This window comes from Corynebacterium sp. KPL2861 (assembly GCF_040225475.1).
Classification (GTDB): domain Bacteria; phylum Actinomycetota; class Actinomycetes; order Mycobacteriales; family Mycobacteriaceae; genus Corynebacterium.
Genome location: NZ_JBEHFW010000006.1, coordinates 95,820 through 114,992, shown reverse-complemented (window position 1 = coordinate 114,992; position 19,173 = coordinate 95,820). Strand labels below are relative to the sequence as shown.

Annotated in this window: 17 protein-coding genes; 13 read left to right on the top strand and 4 right to left on the bottom strand. The window is 57.9% G+C overall.

What is annotated here, in order from left to right; genetic code table 11:
• The first annotated feature begins 3 nt into the window (after window positions 1–3).
• From sufD to ABRP84_RS06435, 7 genes are all read left to right on the top strand, one after another.
• Window positions 4–1,158 carry a Fe-S cluster assembly protein SufD gene (gene sufD, locus ABRP84_RS06465; protein ID WP_349853078.1) on the top strand — a complete coding sequence of 385 codons (1,155 nt, stop codon included), beginning with the start codon at window positions 4–6 and terminating at the stop codon, window positions 1,156–1,158.
• Window positions 1,159–1,186: 28 nt separating this feature from the next.
• Window positions 1,187–1,945 carry a Fe-S cluster assembly ATPase SufC gene (sufC, locus tag ABRP84_RS06460; RefSeq protein WP_005279139.1) on the top strand — a complete coding sequence of 253 codons (759 nt, stop codon included), beginning with the start codon at window positions 1,187–1,189 and terminating at the stop codon, window positions 1,943–1,945.
• 46 nt (window positions 1,946–1,991) lie between these two features.
• Complete coding sequence (locus tag ABRP84_RS06455; RefSeq protein WP_126319072.1) at window positions 1,992–3,236, top strand: cysteine desulfurase; 1,245 nt, start codon at window positions 1,992–1,994, stop codon at window positions 3,234–3,236.
• Window positions 3,236–3,688 carry a Fe-S cluster assembly sulfur transfer protein SufU gene (sufU, locus tag ABRP84_RS06450; protein ID WP_284631548.1) on the top strand — a complete coding sequence of 151 codons (453 nt, stop codon included), beginning with the start codon at window positions 3,236–3,238 and terminating at the stop codon, window positions 3,686–3,688. Before ABRP84_RS06455 ends, sufU begins: the two co-directional genes overlap by 1 nt.
• On the top strand, window positions 3,689–4,096 hold the full coding sequence (locus tag ABRP84_RS06445) for a metal-sulfur cluster assembly factor (protein WP_349853077.1): 408 nt from the start codon (window positions 3,689–3,691) through the stop codon (window positions 4,094–4,096).
• A gap of 93 nt (window positions 4,097–4,189) precedes the next feature.
• Complete coding sequence (locus ABRP84_RS06440; protein WP_023030716.1) at window positions 4,190–5,821, top strand: ABC-F family ATP-binding cassette domain-containing protein; 1,632 nt, start codon at window positions 4,190–4,192, stop codon at window positions 5,819–5,821.
• 5 nt (window positions 5,822–5,826) lie between these two features.
• The gene (locus tag ABRP84_RS06435; protein ID WP_005279149.1) at window positions 5,827–7,155 is read left to right on the top strand and encodes a DUF2254 domain-containing protein; all 1,329 of its coding nucleotides are present in this window, start codon (window positions 5,827–5,829) and stop codon (window positions 7,153–7,155) included.
• Window positions 7,156–7,216: 61 nt separating this feature from the next.
• Here the strand turns inward: ABRP84_RS06435 and ABRP84_RS06430 are convergent, their stop codons facing one another.
• Both ABRP84_RS06430 and ABRP84_RS06425 read right to left on the bottom strand, forming a co-directional pair.
• Window positions 7,217–8,581, bottom strand: coding sequence for a PFL family protein (locus ABRP84_RS06430; RefSeq protein ID WP_349853076.1), 1,365 nt, complete (start codon window positions 8,579–8,581; stop codon window positions 7,217–7,219).
• A gap of 1 nt (window position 8,582) precedes the next feature.
• Window positions 8,583–8,852 carry an ACT domain-containing protein gene (locus ABRP84_RS06425; RefSeq protein ID WP_349853075.1) on the bottom strand — a complete coding sequence of 90 codons (270 nt, stop codon included), beginning with the start codon at window positions 8,850–8,852 and terminating at the stop codon, window positions 8,583–8,585.
• A 115-nt stretch (window positions 8,853–8,967) separates the two neighbouring features.
• Between ABRP84_RS06425 and ABRP84_RS06420 the strand changes: the two genes are divergently transcribed.
• The 5 genes from ABRP84_RS06420 to ABRP84_RS06400 all read left to right on the top strand — a co-directional run bounded on the left by ABRP84_RS06420 (window position 8,968) and on the right by ABRP84_RS06400 (window position 13,339).
• Window positions 8,968–9,636: an NAD(P)H-binding protein gene (locus tag ABRP84_RS06420; RefSeq protein ID WP_023022405.1), complete on the top strand. Its 669-nt coding sequence runs from the start codon at window positions 8,968–8,970 to the stop codon at window positions 9,634–9,636.
• An 18-nt stretch (window positions 9,637–9,654) separates the two neighbouring features.
• Window positions 9,655–10,632, top strand: a complete 978-nt coding sequence (locus tag ABRP84_RS06415) for a nucleoside hydrolase (RefSeq protein WP_349853074.1) — start codon at window positions 9,655–9,657, stop codon at window positions 10,630–10,632.
• A 123-nt stretch (window positions 10,633–10,755) separates the two neighbouring features.
• Complete coding sequence (locus ABRP84_RS06410; RefSeq protein ID WP_023022400.1) at window positions 10,756–11,502, top strand: ECF transporter S component; 747 nt, start codon at window positions 10,756–10,758, stop codon at window positions 11,500–11,502.
• Window positions 11,502–12,194 (top strand): energy-coupling factor transporter transmembrane component T family protein, encoded by a 693-nt coding sequence (locus ABRP84_RS06405; protein WP_023022398.1) that lies wholly within the window; start codon window positions 11,502–11,504, stop codon window positions 12,192–12,194. Before ABRP84_RS06410 ends, ABRP84_RS06405 begins: the two co-directional genes overlap by 1 nt.
• Window positions 12,185–13,339: an ATP-binding cassette domain-containing protein gene (locus tag ABRP84_RS06400; RefSeq protein ID WP_349853073.1), complete on the top strand. Its 1,155-nt coding sequence runs from the start codon at window positions 12,185–12,187 to the stop codon at window positions 13,337–13,339. Before ABRP84_RS06405 ends, ABRP84_RS06400 begins: the two co-directional genes overlap by 10 nt.
• A 69-nt stretch (window positions 13,340–13,408) precedes the next feature.
• Here ABRP84_RS06400 and ABRP84_RS06395 read toward each other — a convergent pair whose 3' ends face one another.
• Together ABRP84_RS06395 and can are read right to left on the bottom strand one after the other, a co-directional pair.
• Window positions 13,409–13,984, bottom strand: coding sequence for a TetR/AcrR family transcriptional regulator (locus ABRP84_RS06395; protein WP_349853072.1), 576 nt, complete (start codon window positions 13,982–13,984; stop codon window positions 13,409–13,411).
• A 194-nt stretch (window positions 13,985–14,178) separates the two neighbouring features.
• A complete protein-coding gene (can, locus tag ABRP84_RS06390; RefSeq protein WP_023022392.1) occupies window positions 14,179–16,995 on the bottom strand; it encodes an aconitate hydratase in 2,817 nt (938 codons plus the stop codon).
• Window positions 16,996–17,369: 374 nt separating this feature from the next.
• On the opposite strand from can, the gene ABRP84_RS06385 reads away from it, so the two are divergent.
• On the top strand, window positions 17,370–17,843 hold the full coding sequence (locus tag ABRP84_RS06385; protein WP_349853071.1) for an Rv1476 family membrane protein: 474 nt from the start codon (window positions 17,370–17,372) through the stop codon (window positions 17,841–17,843).
• Window positions 17,844–19,173: the final 1,330 nt, after the last annotated feature.

Here is a 19,173-nt window from a genome sequence, read left to right as displayed (position 1 = left end):
GAAATGGTCGCTTCGAACGAATTCAATCCGGATAAGATCACCAAGGGTGACGTCTTTACCTCTACCAACGTGGAGGATTTCCCGGTACCGCACGGCCGCGATGAGGTCTGGCGCTTTGTTTCCCTGCGCAAGCTGCGGGGCCTGCACAACGGGGAATTTGCTCAAGCGGTTGCCCAGGACGTCAAGGTAAGCGAGCATCCAGGCGTTTCTGCGGAGACTGTAAGCCGCGACGATGAGCGCCTTGGCCGCGTGGGCAAGCCTTCTGACCGCGTGGCTGCCCAGGCATGGACCTCCATGCCGGAGGGTCAAGTGGTAACCGTTGACCCTGAGGTGCAGGTGGAAGATCCCATCACCATTACCTATACGGGCAAGGGCGACGACGTGACCTCATTCGGTGCCACTTCCATCGAAGTTGGCCACCATGCAGAAGCCACCGTTGTGCTGAAGTACGTTGGTTCCGGCACCCACGCGGATAACGTGGAGTTCATCCTCGGCGATGGCGCGCACCTGACCGTCATCGTGGATGTCGACTGGGAAAACGACGCGGTGCACCTGTCTAACCAGGTAGCACAGGTGGGACGCGATGCCGTGCTGCGCCATAACTCCGCCATCTTCGGCGGCGAGGTCGTGCGCATTGTCCCGCGCGTGAACTTCACCGCTCCCGGCGGCGACGCCGAGTTGCTGGGTGTGTACTTCGCCGATTCTGGTCAGTACTTCGAAAACCGCATGCTCGTGGATCACTCGGTTCCGAATTGCCGGTCCAATGTCCTGTACAAGGGCGCATTGCAGGGTGAGAAGAAGAACGAAGCTCGTACCTGCTGGGTAGGAGACGTGCTTATCCGCTCCAACGCACAGGGCACCGATACTTATGAGACGAATAATAACCTCATCCTTACGGACGGTGCGCGCGCTGACGCTATCCCGAACCTGGAGATTGAGACCGGTGAAATCACCGGCGCCGGCCACGCCGCAACGGTTGGACGCTTTGACGATATCGAGCTGTTCTACCTGATGTCGCGCGGCATTCCGGAGGCAGAGGCTCGTCGCCTCATCATTCGTGGCTTCTTCAATGAGGTCATCCACCGCATCCCGGTGCAATCCCTGTCCGAGGAACTGGAAAACCGCATTTCCGAAGAACTGGAAAAGATCTCCGCTTAACGCACTTACAGAAGGAAACCCACACACTATGTCTACTCTGGAAATTAAGAATCTCCACGCCCAGGTTCTGCCGAACGAAGAAAACGGCGAGCCCAAGGAAATCCTCAAGGGCGTCAACCTCACCATTAACTCCGGCGAGATCCACGCCATCATGGGGCCGAACGGCTCCGGCAAGTCCACCTTGTCCTACACCATTGCTGGTCACCCGAAGTACGAGGTCACCGAGGGCGAGGTGCTTCTCGATGGCGAAAACCTCCTCGACATGCCCGTCGACGAGCGCGCTCGCGCCGGCCTATTTTTGGCCATGCAGTACCCAACCGAGGTGCCGGGCGTAAAGGTATCGCAGTTCATGCGCTCCGCCGTGACCTCCATCCGCGGCGAGGCCCCCAAGCTGCGCGAGTGGAATAAGGAACTTACTGAGGCTCGCGAGAACCTGAAGATTGATAAGTCCTTCATCTCCCGCTCCGTCAACGAGGGCTTTTCCGGTGGCGAGAAGAAGCGCCACGAGGTCATGCAGCTGGACATCCTAAAGCCCAAGTTCGCGGTCATGGATGAGACCGACTCCGGCTTGGACGTTGACGCGCTGCGCATCGTCTCTGATGGCATCAACCGCTACCAGGATGACACCAATGGCGGCATCTTGATGATTACCCACTACAAGCGCATCCTGAACTACGTGCAGCCTGATTTCGTGCACGTATTCGCTAACGGCCAGGTTGTGAAGACCGGCGGGGCCGAGTTGGCAGACCAGCTTGAGTCTGACGGCTACGACCAGTTCCTGCAGTAAAGACCAGCCCAGTGCTGGTTCATCCTCGATGAATCGAAGAAGTTTTATGTCTGGATTTGATGTAAACGCAATTAGGGAGCAGTTCCCGATCCTGCAGCGCACCGTGCGCGGCGATAAACCGCTGGTGTACCTGGATTCGGGGGCTACCTCCCAGCGCCCACTGCCGGTGTGGAAGGCAGAGGAGGAGTTCGTTCTCCATACCAACGCCCCCGTCCACCGCGGCTCGTATCAGCTGGCCGAGGAGGCGGATAACGCCTATGAGTCGGCCCGTCAGGCCATCGCGGCCTTCGTTGGCGCGGACCGCGATGAGATTGCCTTTGCCAAAAACGCCACCGAGGCGCTCAATGAGGTTGCCTATACGCTTTCCGATGAGCGCGCGGGCGAGCTGTACGTGGGAGAGGGCGATACCGTCGTCATCACGGAGCTTGAGCACCATGCCAATCTCGTGCCGTGGCAGGAGCTCTGTGAGCGCACCGGTGCCACCTTGAAGTGGTACTCGTTGACTGACGATGGCCGCATCGACTTGGATTCGCTCGAGCTCGATGAATCCGTCAAGGTTGTTGCGTTTACTCATCAGTCCAATGTGACTGGCGCGGTTTCCGATGTCGAGGAAATGGTGCGCCGTGCTCGCGAGGTCGGCGCCATGGTGGTGCTCGATGCCTGCCAGTCCGTCCCGCACATGCCGGTGGATTTCCACGCCTTGGATGTGGATTTTGCCGCATTCTCGGGCCACAAGATGTGTGGTCCCAATGGCGTGGGAGTGCTTTACGGCAAGGACGAATTGCTGCGCAAGCTTCCCCCGTTCCTCACGGGTGGCTCCATGATCGAGGTAGTGAAGATGGAAGGAACCACCTTCGCGGAACCGCCCACGCGCTTTGAAGCGGGAACCCAGATGACCAGCCAGGTCGTCGGCCTCGGCGCCGCGGTGAAGTTCCTCGAGGAGGTGGGGATGGATAATATCCATGCCCACGAGCAGAAGCTCACCGCCTATGCCTTGGAACAGCTTCGTGAGATTCCGGGGCTGCGCATTATCGGCCCAGAAACGGCTGAGAACCGCGGCGCGGCCATCTCCTTTACCGTGGAAGGCGTGCATCCGCACGATCTGGGTCAGGTTCTAGATGACCAAGGCGTATCCATTCGCGTTGGCCACCACTGCGCGTGGCCGCTGCACCGCGCCTGCGGTGCGCAATCTACCGCACGCGCTAGCTTTTACCTGTACAACACGGAAGCCGAAGTAGATAAGCTGGTAGAAGCCATTAAGGCCGCCCGCGATTTCTTTGGAGTTGCCTAATGAATCTAGATTCGATGTACCAAGACGTGATCTTGGATCACTATAAAAACCCGCAACACGCGGGGTTGCGCGAGCCGTTCCAAGCAGAGGTTCACCACGTGAACCCCTCGTGCGGCGATGAGCTCACGTTGCGCGTCAACCTTTCCGCGGACGGCAAGACCGTTGAAGATGTGTCCTACGACGCCGAAGGTTGTTCCATCTCGCAGGCATCGACGTCCGTCATGGCGGAAGAGATCGTCGGCCTGTCTTTGGAAGAGGCCAATAAAAAGCTTGCCGAGTTTGAAAAGATGGTCACCTCGCGTGGCCAGGACGATGGCGATGAGGACATCATCGGCGATGGTGTTGCTTTCGCGGGCGTTTCCCAATACCCGGCACGAGTTAAATGCGCGCTGCTAGGGTGGAAGGCTTTTCAGGCCGCCACCGCAGATGCGCTCAATGAAGTGGAGAAGTAAATGACCGATCCCGTAGATCCTTACCAGAACGAGAATTCGTCCTTCAGCGCAGGCAGTGAGCGGCCAGAGCAGACGGAAGAACAGCTGTCGAAGGCCTTTGACATCACCGAGTTCATGCGCGATGTCATCGACCCGGAGCTCGGCATCAACGTCGTTGACTTGGGCTTGGTCTATGACCTGTGGCTGGAAGAAGAGGACGGCAAAGAGCTAGCCATGATCAACATGACGCTTACCTCGCCGGCCTGCCCTTTGACCGACGTCATTGCGGAACAGGTTGAGGACATCGTTACCGGCAAGAAGCTTGCCGATGGCGTGCGTATCAACTGGGTGTGGATGCCGCCTTGGGGCCCACACATGATTTCCGAAGAAGGCCGCGAGCAGCTCCAAGCTCTGGGCTTTGCGGTTTAATCACCACGGAATAGTGGGAAAGCGGCGGTAGTATTACCGCCGCTTTTTTGCGTGAATTAGTGCCTTGGGCTTTGATTGCTAGACTGGCTTGTCGTGATTGTGACCAATGATTTTGAGGTACGCGTAGGCGCCCGCACGCTTCTCGATGCCCCCGGACAGCACCTCCGCGTCCAGCCCGGCGACCGCATCGGGCTAGTGGGCCGCAATGGTGCGGGAAAGACCACGACCATGCGCATCTTGGCCGGCGAGACCGAGCCCTATGGCGGCACGGTGTCTCGCTCGGGTCCGATTGGCTACCTTCCGCAGGATTCGCGCGAAGGCAATATCGAACAAACCGCGCGCGAGCGCGTGCTTTCTGCCCGCGGGCTGGATGATATTAAACGGCGCATGGCCAAGCAGCAAGAGCTGATGGAAACGGCCACGGATGAGAAATTCCGCGATAAGGCCATCCGTAAATACTCCCGCTTGGAGGAACAATTCGATTCCTTGGGCGGCTATGAGGCCGATTCCGAGTGCGCTCAAATCTGCGATAACTTGGGCCTGCCTCAGCGCGTTTTAGATCAAAAGCTCAAGACGCTATCGGGTGGCCAACGCCGCCGCGTGGAGCTGGCGCAGATCCTTTTTGCAGCCAGCGAAGGCTCGGGTAAATCCCAGACCACGTTGCTCCTGGATGAGCCCACTAACCACCTAGATGCGGATTCCATCGTTTGGCTCCGCCAGTTCCTGTCCAAGCACGAGGGCGGACTGGTCATGATTTCCCACGATGTCGAGTTGCTCGAGGCCGTGTGCAATAAGGTCTGGTTCCTCGACGCGGTGCGCGGCGAGGCGGATGTCTACAACATGGGCTATAAGAAATACCTCGATGCCCGTGCTACCGATGAGGCCCGCCGGCGCCGCGAGCGCGCGAATGCGGAAAAGAAGGCCTCCGCGCTGCAAAAACAGGCCGCGAAATTGGGTGCCAAGGCCACCAAGGCCGCAGCGGCGAAGCAGATGCTAAACCGCGCCGAGCGCATGATGAATGACCTCGATGAGGTGCGCGTTGCGGATAAGGTAGCCAATATTAAATTCCCCGAGCCCGCCCCGTGCGGCAAGACGCCCATGAACGCCAAAGGCTTGACCAAGATGTACGGTTCGTTGGAGGTGTTCGCGGGCGTGGACCTGGCCATTGATAAGGGCTCCCGCGTCGTTGTCCTGGGGTATAACGGTGCCGGTAAGACCACTTTGCTCAAGCTCCTGGCGGGGGAGGAGCGCACCGATGGCGAGGGTGGCATCGTCAGTGGCCATGGTTTGCGCATTGGCTACTTTGCGCAGGAGCACGACAATATCCACCCGGATAAGAGCGTATGGGAAAACACCATCGAGGCCTGCCCCGATGCGGACCAGCAAGAGCTGCGTGGGCTGCTGGGAGCGTTCATGTTTTCCGGCGATAAACTGCAACAGCCCGCCGGAACGCTGTCCGGCGGTGAGAAAACCCGCCTGTCGCTGGCTACGTTGGTCTCCAGCCGCGCGAACGTGCTGCTTCTCGATGAGCCGACCAATAACCTCGACCCTATCTCTCGCGAGCAGGTGCTCGACGCGCTCAATACGTACACGGGTGCCGTCGTCTTGGTAACCCACGATCCGGGCGCAGTGAAGGCGCTCGACCCTGAGCGGGTGATCATCATGCCGGATGGCGATGAAGACCTGTGGTCCGATGAGTACATGGAAATCGTCGAGCTGGCTTAAGCCTGATGAAGACGCTGATCGAGAGGATGCCCGCCTGGCGGGATAAGTTTTGGGTCATTCCCGCCGTAGCGGTAGCGGTAGCCGTCGTGGCGGCCGAAGGCATGTTGGCGCTCGACCGCAACTTCGATCTGGCGTTCTCTCGACTCTACGACGGTAGTGCGGAAAGTGCCCAGGGCCTGCTCACCGCCGTAGCAACCGCCACGCTGTCTCTGGCCGGCACCCTGTTCTTTATCACCCTGACCGCGCTTTCCGGCGTGGTGACGGTGATGGGCCCGCGCCTATTGCACGAGTTTTTAAAGGACCGTTCCATCCAGTCCACGCTGGGGATCTACCTGGCGACTTTTACCTACTCGCTGCTCTCTCTGCGTGCCGTGCGCGCCGGCGGCGAGGGCAAGCAAGAACACGTTCCCTCGCTCAATGTCGCTGTCGACATCGCCTTGGCGCTTATATGCGTGGTCTTTTTGATTTATTTCATCGTCCACATCGCGCAGTCCATTAGCATGTCTCATGTAGTGCACGTGGTGGCCCAGGATGTGGAAGAGCACATGCGGCGCCTCATTGAGCGCGGCGAAGAAGAAAAGGTTGCCAAGGCACCAGGTTCGGATTTCTATGAATCCGCCGATGCAACCCGCAGCTCCCAAACGGGGTACCTGAAGTTCGTGGACTACGAGTCCATTGCCCAAGCGGCCGCCGAAGAAGAGTGCGCGGTTCACCTGGGTGTTGCCCCGGGCGATCTCGTGCTAGAAGGCGAGGTCATTGCCCACGGCGTGCCGCACATGCCGGAAAACATTGAAAAGCACATCGTGGTCACGCAGCACCGCGAGGATGCCTCTGCGCACGACCCTCGGTTTACTGCCCGGCACCTCGCAGAGATTGCTGCTCGCGCTCTCAGTACCGGCGTCAATGATCCTTATACGGTCATCGACATCATTGACCGCTTCACGCAAATCTTGGTGGTCATTGGGGACAAGCGCTTGCCGCAGGGGATTATGCATATCGATGGCGAGTTCCGCTTGGACTATCAAACCTTTAGCTACGAACAGATCATTGAGGCGATGTTCACCCAAATCCGCCGCGATGCGGCCGATAACGCCGAGATCTATCTGAGCCTGTTGAATAACCTGGCCAAGGTGGTCGCGCTGCTGCGGACCGTGGAACGCCGCAATGTCCTAGATGAAGCGGCGGAGGCCATCTACTCCGATGCGGGCCGCCAGGTCGGCGGCGAGGTGGAGTTGCGCCAGTTAGAAGATTCGTTTCAGCACTTCAAAGCAAACCTCGCCCGGTGGGAAGAATCCGAAAAGCCGGGCGAGGAGAATGAAGACTCCGAGTCCTAAGGGGAGCTTTGCGCGCTTGTCCTAGGCGCGCTTCTCCCCCTAGGTGTGGATTACTCCGCGCCTAGTTGCGGAATCCGTGCACCGGTGCGGGGATAAAGCCACCGCGGTTGATGAACTGCGAATTGCCCACCTGATTGACCGGGATGATCGGTGCATAGCCCAAAAGCCCACCGAAGCTGACCTCGTCGCCCACCTTGGCGCCAGGTACCGGAATGACGCGCACGGCGGTGGTCTTATGATTCATCACGCCGATCGCGGCTTCATCCGCAATCATGCCGGAAATCGTGGCCGCAGAGGTATCGCCAGGCAGTGCAATCATGTCAAAGCCGACCGAGCAGATGGAGGTCATGGCCTCCAACTTGTCCATTGAAATGGAGCCGGACTTTACGGCATCGATCATGCCCCTGTCCTCAGAGACCGGAATGAAGGAACCGGACAATCCGCCCACGCGCGAGCATGCCATCATGCCGCCCTTCTTGACGGCATCGTTAAGCAGCGCCAATGCCGCCGTCGTGCCGTGCGTGCCCACCTGATCGAGGCCCATGTGCTCGAGGATATGTGCCACGGAGTCGCCGAGTTCTGCCGTGGGGGCCAAGGAGAGGTCAATGATGCCGAAGGGAACGCCGAGGCGCTCGGAGGCCATATTGCCCACGAGCTGCCCGGCGCGGGTGATCTTGAAGGCCGCCTTCTTTACTTCCTCAGCCACCTGATCCAGGCTTGCGCCTTCCAAGGAGCCGAGGGCGCGGTCCACCACGCCGGGGCCGGAGACGCCAACGGAGACGACGCAGTCAGGCTCCTCGATGCCGTGGAAGGCGCCGGCCATAAACGGATTATCGCCCACGGAGTTGGCAAAGACGACGAGCTTGGCGCAGGCAATCGCGGAATTATCCTTGGTCAGCTCAGCGGCTTCCTTGATGACCTCGCCCATCTGCTTCGTCGCATCCATGTTGATGCCGGCGCGAGAGCTGGCGATATTGATCGAGGAGCACACTACGTCCGTCTCGGCCAAGGCTTCGGGGATGGAGGAAATGAGCTTTTGCTCTGCGCTCGTCGCACCCTTTTCTACCAGGGCGGAGTAGCCGCCGACGAAGTTAACGCCTACTTCCTTGGCGGCCTTGTCCAGCGCCCGTGCGGCGTCGACCGGGTTGCCATCCAAGCCTGCGACGACGAGGGAAATTGGGGTGACGGAGATGCGCTTGTTGACGATCGGGATGCCGAGCTCACCTTCGATGCCCTCACATACCTCAACCAAGTGGCCTGCTTGTTGCGTTACGCGGTCATAGATGGCCTGGCAGGTAGCTTCCATGGTCGAGCGCGTGCATCCCAGCAGGGAAATGCCCATCGTCACGGTACGGATATCGAGACGATAATTTTCGATCATCTCGATGGTGTCCAAGATATTGGTGGTATTAAAACGCGTGCTCATGTTAAATCTCGTTCATGGCGGTAAAGAGGTCTTCGGACTGAATGCGGATGGATTGCTGCTTTTCCTCCGCAACCGGGCGCATCCGCTCCTTAATGGTCTGGATGGACACGGCATCCGAGTCGAATTCGACGCGGAGGATCATGGTGAAGTAGTCACCCATCAAGGTCTGCGAGACGTCAACGACGTTGATGCTGAGATCAGCAAGGGTCGTGGTTACTGCTGCAATGATTCCGGTGCTATCGGCACCGGTAACGGTCATAATGGCATACATAGTCAGTATTCTATCTGGTTCGGTGTGTAACGCTCGCACCGCGGTCGCGGCATGTAGTGACTTAGCTGCGGAAGCGTCGCTGCAGCATAAAAAATGCGCTGTTACGATGGGCGCTATGACTGATACTAAGAAAAAGATTTTGTACATTGGCGGACACGGCAAGGTAGGACTGCTGGCGGCTCCAAAATTAGCGGCTGCGGGCCACGAGGTTCACTCGCTTATCCGTAACCCAGAACAGAAGGCCGATATCGAGCAGGCCAACGCTACGCCGGTTATTGCAGATATTACTGAGCAGTCCGTTGATCAGTGGGCCGAGCTTTTCGCAGATTATGACGCGGTTGTGTGGGGTGCCGGAAATGGTGGCCGTGGCGGTGCAGAGCTGACGTGGGCGGTTGACCGCGACGGTGCCTTGGCCGCCATTGAGGCCCTAGAAAAGCTGGGCAAGGATGTCCCGCAATTCGTCATGATTTCTTATGTCGGCTCTCAGGTTGCGACGACGGACCCAGCCGATGAGAAGTGGTACGCCTACGTGGAGTCCAAGAAGGAAGTAGACAACCGCTTGGCAGACAGCTCCATTCCGCACATCATCCTGAAGCCCGCTGGCCTGACGGAAGAGCCTGCGCAGGGGCTGGAATTCGCTGAGGACAAGATGCTGCAGGAGGGCCAGACCTCGTCTCGTGACCTAGTGGCAGACGTCATCGTGGAGGTACTGGGTCGCGAAGAGCTTCCAACGTCTCCAGTCGTATTCGTCGACGGCGACAAGCCAGTAAGCTCCATTAAGTAATAGTCAGCCAGGCTATCTATGAGTCTCTCGCGCCCAACCGTATTGCTCGACTGCGATCCAGGGATTGATGACTGCCTCGCCCTAATGTATTTGGCGGGGCTGCATCACGCAGGCGAGATCGAATTGGTGGGCGTGAGCACGACTGCTGGAAACGTCGAGGTCCAGCAGACTGCCGCCAATGCACGGTGGATTTTGGATCTTTGTGGATTACCGGAAGTCCCCGTCGCCCCAGGGCGGCCGGATCCGCTCGAGGTCGAGCTGATCACGACACCTGAAACCCACGGGAAGTCCGGCTTGGGCTATCTTTCCGCGCCCGACCACGATTTCGGCGATATTCACTGGCAGGAGTTGTGGTCGACCGCAATTGCCCGCAACCCAGGTCTGCACCTCATCATTACCGGCCCGGTAACTAATTTGGCGGACTTCGAGCGGGCGCATGGCGATGCCGTTGCGCGGTGCGGCTCGATTACCATCATGGGCGGTGCCGTTAATTACCGCGGCAATACGACGCCGACCGCGGAATGGAATTTCTGGGTAGATCCGCGCGCAGCAGCTAACCATTTTCGAGCCTCAGCGGCACCACCCAGTACTCTCTGCTCGCTCGAGGTTACCGAGCAACTTCTCATCACCCCAGAACGGTTAGCAGAAATTGTGGGGCTGCTCGGCACCCACCCAATGGCTGATAAACTGCCGGAGATACTGCGGTTCTACTTCGAGTTCCATCAAGCGCAAGAAGAAGGCTACCAAGCCCAGATCCATGACCTTCTGACCTGCATCATCGCCCTAAAGAAGGTATCGTTCGAGGCGGTAGAAACGACTATTGACGTGGAAGCGGACTCTGCGCTGATGCGCGGGACCAGCGTCGCAGACCTCCGCAATCACTGGGATCGGCCGGCTAATGCCTCGTTGGTGACCAGCGCAGACATTCCAGCCTCCCACCGCGAATTCGACAGGGCGCTGCGCAGCTTGGGCGCGCGTGTTGCTCAAGGCGAATAAATCTTTTACCCTAATCCGCAGCGCATACGCCACATTTTCCTACGCTGAGGTGACATAGGCTGGGACCAAAAGAGCAGTGTGCCCCCATTCTCCTTTACACATTGATGGATTAGGAATACCTCTATGCCTCAGCTTTCTCTTACCCCTGCTCGCCGGGGGATGGTCATCGCGGGCGCCGCGCTAGTCGTCGCCACGTGGATCTACTTGGTGCTTTTTCGCCCGACCGATTGGGAGTCCGTAGCGGGCTCCGCCGAAGCCTTGATCACCTTGGCCGGCTACCTCATTGGTGCGGCTCTTTTGCTTGCCGGCACCGTGCCGTCCCTCCCGGCTCGTACCATCGCCATTATTCCCATCGCCTTGGTTCTTAATATCGTAGTGGGCCAAATCATCGGATCGAGCGGCATTCCGCTGTATATCGACTCCGTAGGAACCATCTTGGTAGCGGCCCTCGCGGGCCCCATCGCCGGGCTCGCTACCGGTACGTTGTCATCGGTGGTCTGGGGATTGCTCAACCCGATGGCGCTCCCATTCGCTGCCGTTTCCGCTGCGACCGGATTCCTTTCTGGCTGGGCCATTCAAAAGGGCGCGTTCACCAAGATCTGGAAGGTCATCGTCAGCGGCGCGATTATCGGCATCATCTGCGGCATGCTCGCCGCACCCGTAGCCGCCTTCGTCTACGGCGGTACGGCTGGTGTCGGTACCGGCGCGCTCACGTCCCTCTTCCGCGAACTGGGCAACTCTTTGATTGCATCCGTCACCATGCAGTCCCTCATCTCTGACCCACTGGATAAGGTCGTTGTATTCCTCATCGTGTGGGCTGCCGTGAAATCCTTGCCCAAGCGAACCCGGGAATCCTTGCAGCCTCGCTAATGTATCGCCTTCACCCGTCGACGGTCCTCACCATTGCTGCGTGCGGCTGGATACTTATCCTTGGGCTCAATAGCCCACTAGTCTCCGCGCTCGTGGCAAGTGCGATGCTTGCCTATGGCGTGTGGGCCACGAGATCCATCGCGATCGTCTTGGCATCCGGGGCGCTCTGTGTCCCAGTGGTCCTATCGATGTTAGTGATCCACGCCCCCTATGGTGATAACCAACTGATTCCGCTAGTCACAAGCGATGGCCTGCTCATTGCAGCCACACTAGCCCTGCGCTTTTTCGCATTAATGGTGTGCTTCATCGTGGCGATGTCCGTGCTGCGAATTTCCGATATTGCGAAATGGCTACAAGTCTCGCGCGCGGGGCACAAAATTGCCTACATCGTTGGTGCTTCACTGCAATCTTTGCCTCAAGGCGCGCAGGCATGGCGGACCGTCCGCGATGCTAACCAGCTGGCCGGAATCAAAGTGACGTGGCGCAATACTATTTCTCGGGTGGTCATCCCGGTGATTTCGCGCCTATTGATTCAAGGCACCGAGCGCGGCCACGCCCTAGCCGCCGCGGGCTTTGATGAAGAGGGAACTAGGACCCTTTTGCGGCCGGTACCGGATTCTGCCGTGTCCCGCGTGCTGCGCTGCATCGTTCCCTTAGGAACCATAGGAGTCATGGTCTTTGTATGGATATAGACGATATTCAGCCGAGTAAAGGAACCGTCGTTCAAGTACTTGTTCCTTCGGATGCGATCGCGGAAAACGTAGCGCAAAAGCTAGGAGAAAAATTCTCGACGTCCGCCATCATCGGTACAGACTCGTCCGCCCAGATGAGCTATTTGCGCGATACCTGTATCGAAGAAGTAGTCCTAGGCCTAGAAAACCAAGGTGAGGACCCAGCGCGCATGCAGGTGCGGGGAGAGGAAATGCTCGCGGCTGTGGGCCTGAGCGATTACGCGGAGAAGAACCCCACCCAGCTCTCTGGTGGTCAGACCCGGAGGCTCGCAGCTGCGTGTGTGGCGATTCGCGAACCCGAGGTCCTTATTATTTGCGAGCCGAGCGCGGGTCTTGACCCCACATCGCTGGCGATGATGGTGAAGCTATTGCATTCGCTGCGCAATACCTGCGTTCTTGCTGTGTCATCGATGCATTGGCCCGAATTGGGCGGTCACGTTGTAGGAGAGATCCCGCAACCGGTCCCACTTAGCTTGGAAGCGATTTCGTCCCATGGACCGCGGGAAAATCTCGGCCCGCTTACGGCGCGCCGCGGACAAGAAAAGAAGCGGTGGTGGCAGTCGGCGAAGCCTTCCGGCACTACCTTTAGCGTCGGGCCAGTGACCATTCCCATCCGCAGCGGCAGTGTGACCTGGTTGCGCGGGGCAAACGGCACTGGAAAGACATCGCTTCTGCGCTCCGCCGCCGGCCTTGATGGGGCACAGCGCCCAGCTGAGCCCCGGGGATTGGTCCTCCAATCTCCTTATGACCAGGTAATATATTCCACTTTGGGGGATTTTGTTCCCGATACCGTGTTACGGGAGCTGCTGGAACTTGATGCCGATGAGCACCCATTGGATCTGCCCGCTTCCCGGCTCAGGCTGGCCCAAACTGCACATGTGGTGGGGATGGGCCACGCCATCGTGCTCATGGATGAGCCGGATAGCTTGCTTTCGCTAACGGATCGAGCGCTGATGCATCAACTGATTCATAGGACGCTGGAATCAGGAACGGCAATAATCCTTACGTGCCACGATCCAGGGTTCGTCGAAGAGATCGCGCAGTATGTCAGTATCCAAGAAGTGGAACTGTCCAGCACTGACGGCATCCAAGAAGACACCAACTAAGCGTGGCGGCGTTGAGTCGCTGCCTTCGCCTCCTGCTAAGAAATCAGAAAGGCGAAGGCTGGTGCGCGGTTAGCGCTGAGGCGAACTAGAACTCCGGATCGATTGCTCTACCAGATCGAGGACGCGCTCCAGGCTATCCGTATCTCCCAAGGCGAGCCTATTAATAAACCCATCCATGAAGGTTTCCAAATAGCACACCAGGGTATCTATATCGACGTCGTCTCGCAGGCGGCCTTGCTCTGCGTTGGAGGCGAGGCGGGCGCGGATAGCCTCGTCACGAATGGACTGGTGCTCTTTCCAGCGCGCAGCAAATGATGGGTCCGTGCGCAATAGAGAAGTGATCTCTAGACGCGTGGCAAGCCAATCGTGGCGTTCTGGGTGACGCAACATTTCACGCATGACTTCGACGAGGCCATTATTAGCCACTACTTCCGCCTGGCGCGCGGCATCTTCGCGGGCTAAGGAAAGAAATAGAGATTCCTTGTCCCCAAAGTGGTGAAAAATGGCGCCACGTGATTTCCCGGTGGCTTGTTCTAAGAGGCGAACCGTCGCACCCTCATAGCCATGCTCGGCAAAGCAACGTCGCGCCCCAACGAGAATTTCGTGCCGCCGCCGATTTAACTCAGATTCACTCACGATTGGCATAGTGAGGTCGTCTCCTTTTAGGAATAATTAATACTTCAAGTTAAGTATGTTCTGAAACGAACATAGTACGACAATAAAGAAACGCGGGGCCGCAGAGCCCTCTACGGGAGAGAGCGGTGCGACCCCGCGTCTTCAAGCTCAGCGACGAGCACTAAGCCCAAAAAGCTTAGTACTTTTCCGTCGCATTAAGTGGCTTAGTTCGTCACCATCTGGCGCAGCACGTACTGCAGGATACCGCCGTGGCGGAAGTACTCTGCCTCACCCGGGGTGTCGATACGTACGTTAGCGTCGAACTCGACGGTGTCATCAGAGTCTTGCTTGGTAGCGGTGACGTGAACGGTCTTCGGGATGGAACCGTCGTTGAACTCGGTGATGCCTTCGATGTCGAAGGTCTCCGTACCGTCCAGCCCCAGGGACTCGTGGGACTCGCCGTCAGGGAACTGCAGTGGGATAACGCCCATACCGATGAGGTTCGAGCGGTGGATGCGCTCGAAGGACTCGGTGATGACTGCCTTTACGCCCAGAAGGTTGGTGCCCTTTGCAGCCCAGTCACGGGAAGAACCGGTGCCGTATTCCTTACCAGCAATAACGACCAGTGGGATGCCGGCTTCCTTGTAGTTCTCGCATGCATCGTAGATGTATGCCTGCGGTGCGCCCTCTTGGGTGAAGTCGCGGGTGTAACCACCGGTCTCATCCACCAGCTGGTTGGCCAAGCGGATGTTGGCGAAGGTACCGCGCATCATGACCTCGTGGTTACCGCGGCGGGAACCCAAGGAGTTGTAGTCAGAGCGGGAAACGCCGTTCTCATCCAGGTACTGCGCGGCCGGGGTGCCCGGCTTGATGGCAGAAGCAGGGGAGATGTGGTCGGTGGTGACGGAATCGCCCAGCTTCGCAAGAACGCGAGCGCCCTTGATGTCCTCAACTGGGTCCGGTTCGGTCGGCATGCCCTCGAAGTACGGAGCCTTGCGGATGTAGGTGGAGTCCTCATCCCACTCGAAGGTCTCGCCCTCTGGGACATCCAGGTTGCGCCATGCGTCGTCACCCTTGAAGACGTCGGCGTAGTCAGCCTCGTACATCTCGCGGGAGATAGCGGACTGGATGGTGTCCTCGATCTCCTGTGGGGTAGGCCAGATGTCCTTCAAGAAGACATCGTTGCCGTCTTCGTCCTGACCCAGCGGCTGGTTGTCGAAGTCGAAGTCCATGGTGCCGGCAATAGCGTAGGCGATGACCATGATTGGGGATGCCAAGTAATTCATCTTGACGTCCGGGGAGATACGGCCCTCGAAGTTGCGGTTACCGGACAGAACTGCGGTAGCTGCCAAGTCGTTCTCGTTGATGGCTGCAGAGACTTCCTCTGGCAGTGGGCCGGAGTTACCAATACAGGTGGTGCAGCCGAAGCCGGATAGGTAGAAGCCCATGGCCTCGAGGTCCTTCCAGAGGTCTGCGCGCTGGAAGTAGCCATCGACAACCTGGGAACCAGGTGCACAAATGGTCTTAACCCATGGCTTGGAGCGCAGGCCCTTTTCGGCGGCCTTACGTGCAATCAAACCTGCACCCACCATGACGGATGGGTTGGAGGTGTTGGTGCAAGAGGTGATGGAGGCAATTGCCACCATGCCGTGGTCAAGGGTGTACTCGCCACCGTTATCAGGTTCAACGGTGATCGGGTTGGAGTGACGTCCCTTAGCGCCAACGGCGGCGGACTCGCCGTGGCCCTCGCGCGACTTGTTCAAGCCACCGGTGACGTCCTCATCGCCAGGCGCGCCGCCCTCAGCGGACATGCGCTTTGCCTCAACGGAGGAGTCATCCACGCATACCTCGTCGGTGGTGTAGTTGGACAGATCCTTACGGAACTGTTCCTTGGCCTCCGAAAGGAGGATGCGGTCCTGCGGGCGCTTCGGGCCGGCGATGGATGGCTCAACGGTGGACAGATCGAGTTCGATGTACTCGGAGTACTCCGGCTCCGGGGTGTCCTCTGCCAGCCACATGCCCTGGGCCTTGGCGTACTGCTCCACGCGGTCGATCTGCTCTTGCGGACGACCGGTGAGCTCGAGGTACTTGGTGGTTTCTTCGTCGATGGGGAAGATGGCCGCGGTGGAACCGAACTCTGGCGACATATTGCCGATGGTGGCGCGGTTAGCCAGCGGGACGGACTTAACGCCGTTGCCGTAGAACTCTACGAACTTCTGGACAACGCCGTGCTCACGCAGCATCTCCGTAATGGTCAAGACGACGTCAGTTGCGGTAACGCCGGTCGGGATTTCGCCGGTGAGCTTGAAGCCCACTACCTTCGGGATGAGCATCGATACCGGCTGGCCGAGCATGGCAGCCTCTGCCTCGATGCCGCCAACGCCCCAGCCCAAGATGCCCAGGCCGTTTTCCATGGTGGTGTGGGAGTCGGTACCGATACAGGTATCAGGGTATGCAAGGCCCTCGTTGTCGAAGACAACGCGGGACAGGTACTCGATGTTGACCTGGTGGACAATACCGGTGCCCGGAGGAACAACGCGGAAGTTGGAGAAGTTCTCAGCACCCCAACGCAGGAACTGGTAGCGCTCTTCGTTGCGCTGGTACTCGATTTCAACGTTCTTCTCAAGAGCGTCGGTGGAACCAAAAGCCTCGACGATGACGGAGTGGTCAATAACCATCTCGGCCGGGTTCAGCGGGTTAACCTGGTCTGGCGTACCGCCAAGAGCGGAAACGGCCTCACGCATGGTTGCGAGGTCGACGACACAGGGAACACCGGTGAAGTCCTGCATGAGGACGCGGGCTGGGGTGAACTGGATTTCAGTATCCGGCTCGGACTTTGGATCCCAATTGGCGAGGGCCTTGATGTGGTCCTCGTTTACATTCTTGCCGTCCTCATTGCGCAGCAGGTTTTCTGCCAGCACCTTGAGGGAGTACGGCAACTTCTCCATGCCAGGAACCGTGTTGATGTCAAAGTAGTCGTAAGACTTACCGTTGACATCAAGGGTCTTCTTGGCGTCGAAGGAGTTCAAGCTTTCAGTCACAGGGAGCTCCATTCCTTGTTGATAAACAGTCTGTTCTGTTTTGTACTCGCCGCCTACTGGGGTTGCGGGATAAGCAAAAGGTGCGCGACCACATAGTAGTCGAGACGAAGCCATGGGGCCCGCAGTGCCAAAGGCGGCAAAGAACGCGATGGTTCACCTATTTATTGTAGAGGTAAAAACCTTCCGTTGCTTCAATTGTAACGGGACAAGCGTTCTGTTTAAAGCTTTTGGTCGCACTCGGCGCGTTTACTGTGTGGGCGGCGGCGGTAACCATTATCTTTAATGCAGAAGGACTACGGGATAAGCGCAGTGCATGACCCCCGATTTCGGGTGCACGAGCCTCCGTAGTAGAGAAGAAGAGGGAAGAGGGTTGAATGGTTCCGGGTGAAGTGGACGTCCCGCAGCTGGCTCAGCAGCTCAAGCAGGATGGCGTAGCTTATTCCGCACCCTCCCTGGAATCGGATGCTCAGCTGAATGCACACGTCGCCGAGCAACTGCGTGAAGGCGACGGGCTCGCCGTGGTCGATGTCTTTGTCTCCAAGTCCGCTGACGCGCGGGACATTGCACAAGAGCTCCATGATGCTACCGATCTGCACACCGTCATCGTGCAGACCCCGCGCCATGTCTCTTCGGTTAGCGAGAACTATAGCCGTGCGGATGTTGAATCCACCCAAGCGCAATTGAAGCCGGGACTTAACCAAGTCGATCTTGTGCAGCAGTACTATGCGGGGCTTGAGCAAAGCAACTTTCCGATGCTCGCGATCGTCGCCGTCGTCGCCATACTCGCCCTACTTTTCGGCGGCTTGAGTTATTGGCGCGCCTCCCGTTATCGCGAAATTCGGGGATAAGTAGCGGCCATTCAGGAGGCCGCGATCCGGGGAAAGCGGATGTATCAAGGAGTCCAAGCGTATCCAACTTCTAGCTATGTTTGTTCGAAAAAGTAGAAGAAAATTTTCTCTTTTAGTGCTCGGAACGCCCCAAAAACCATCCGTTGAAGCGGGCTAAATTTTGCGGCCGCATGAGCGTCGTGGGGCATCGCACTGAAGGAACTCGCGGTGCCCGCCCTGAGATTTATGGAAAATGGTGTTTAGGCATTGGCGTGATCCATCGGCCCTTTACGGGTGCCCTTTGGGTGACTCCGGGTCGCTGCGAATGAAGAAAACTCTCATTGCCTAAAAGTGTCAGGGAAGTGGGGGAGGGGCCAAAGTAAAGGCTTAGTGGTTGACTTGCGCCGGGGGAGTGGTTCCGTGGCAGTGAAACGGCCCCGGTTTGGTTGCGATTCAGAGCGCAAGGACCTTGAAAATATAAAAACCAAAGTGATGAACATCACAATAACGGGATGGTAACAAAATTATTGCAGGTTAGGTACGCCTGTTGTGTCATGTGGTTTAACTTGACTCCCCATAATTAAGTGGAATGTGTGCGAAAAGGGCGTGTCGTGACGTATGGTTCGAGTGTCGACTCAAGGGACATGAATATCTTCTTGAGTTCATGGGCTTAGCCTTGACGGTCAATTGAAGATTCACACGGGTATGTGGGGAAGCACGCCTCGCGGGAATCGAGGAATTGGCGGTACTTGGGAGTCAATGAACCACGAGGGATCTCTCGAACGGGAGAGTAGAAAAACTTTTCACTTGAGCGATGTCAATGTTCGAAAAATAAACATCAACCCACCTTCCTTAAAAGTGGTGAGACGAGTTCGCTAGAGCTCCATCGTGTGGGTATGCGGGTGTGGTTCTTGGTCGAGCCCTTCAATATTGGATTCCCAGTGAAGCGGGGATCCAGGCACAAGGTTCGCCGAGGAGCGCAGTCGGGTACGTGCAGAATGAGAGAATGAGGGAACCGGGATCACACTAGGGCCAGCATTGTGTGGCCTGTTCATGGTTTGTGGCCGCTTGCCCTCGCAGGGATGATTTCAGGCAACCGGGATCTACGGTCCCATCGTGAAGCTGTACCTCCACTGCGCCGCGGCGAGTTGCGCCAAGGATCATAGGGCAGTTCTCACTGTGCCAAGCGCAGCGTGCAAGGGGACTGGATTCAACCAGTTACCCGTAAGAACCGCGCACCACAAGTGAAGCTTTATGAAGATGTGCCAATCTTAAATTGGCAACGCGATGGGAGAAGAAGATGCTCCCTGCAGCGCTAGAGCGCTCACACTCACAGTAAACCGCGTAGTAC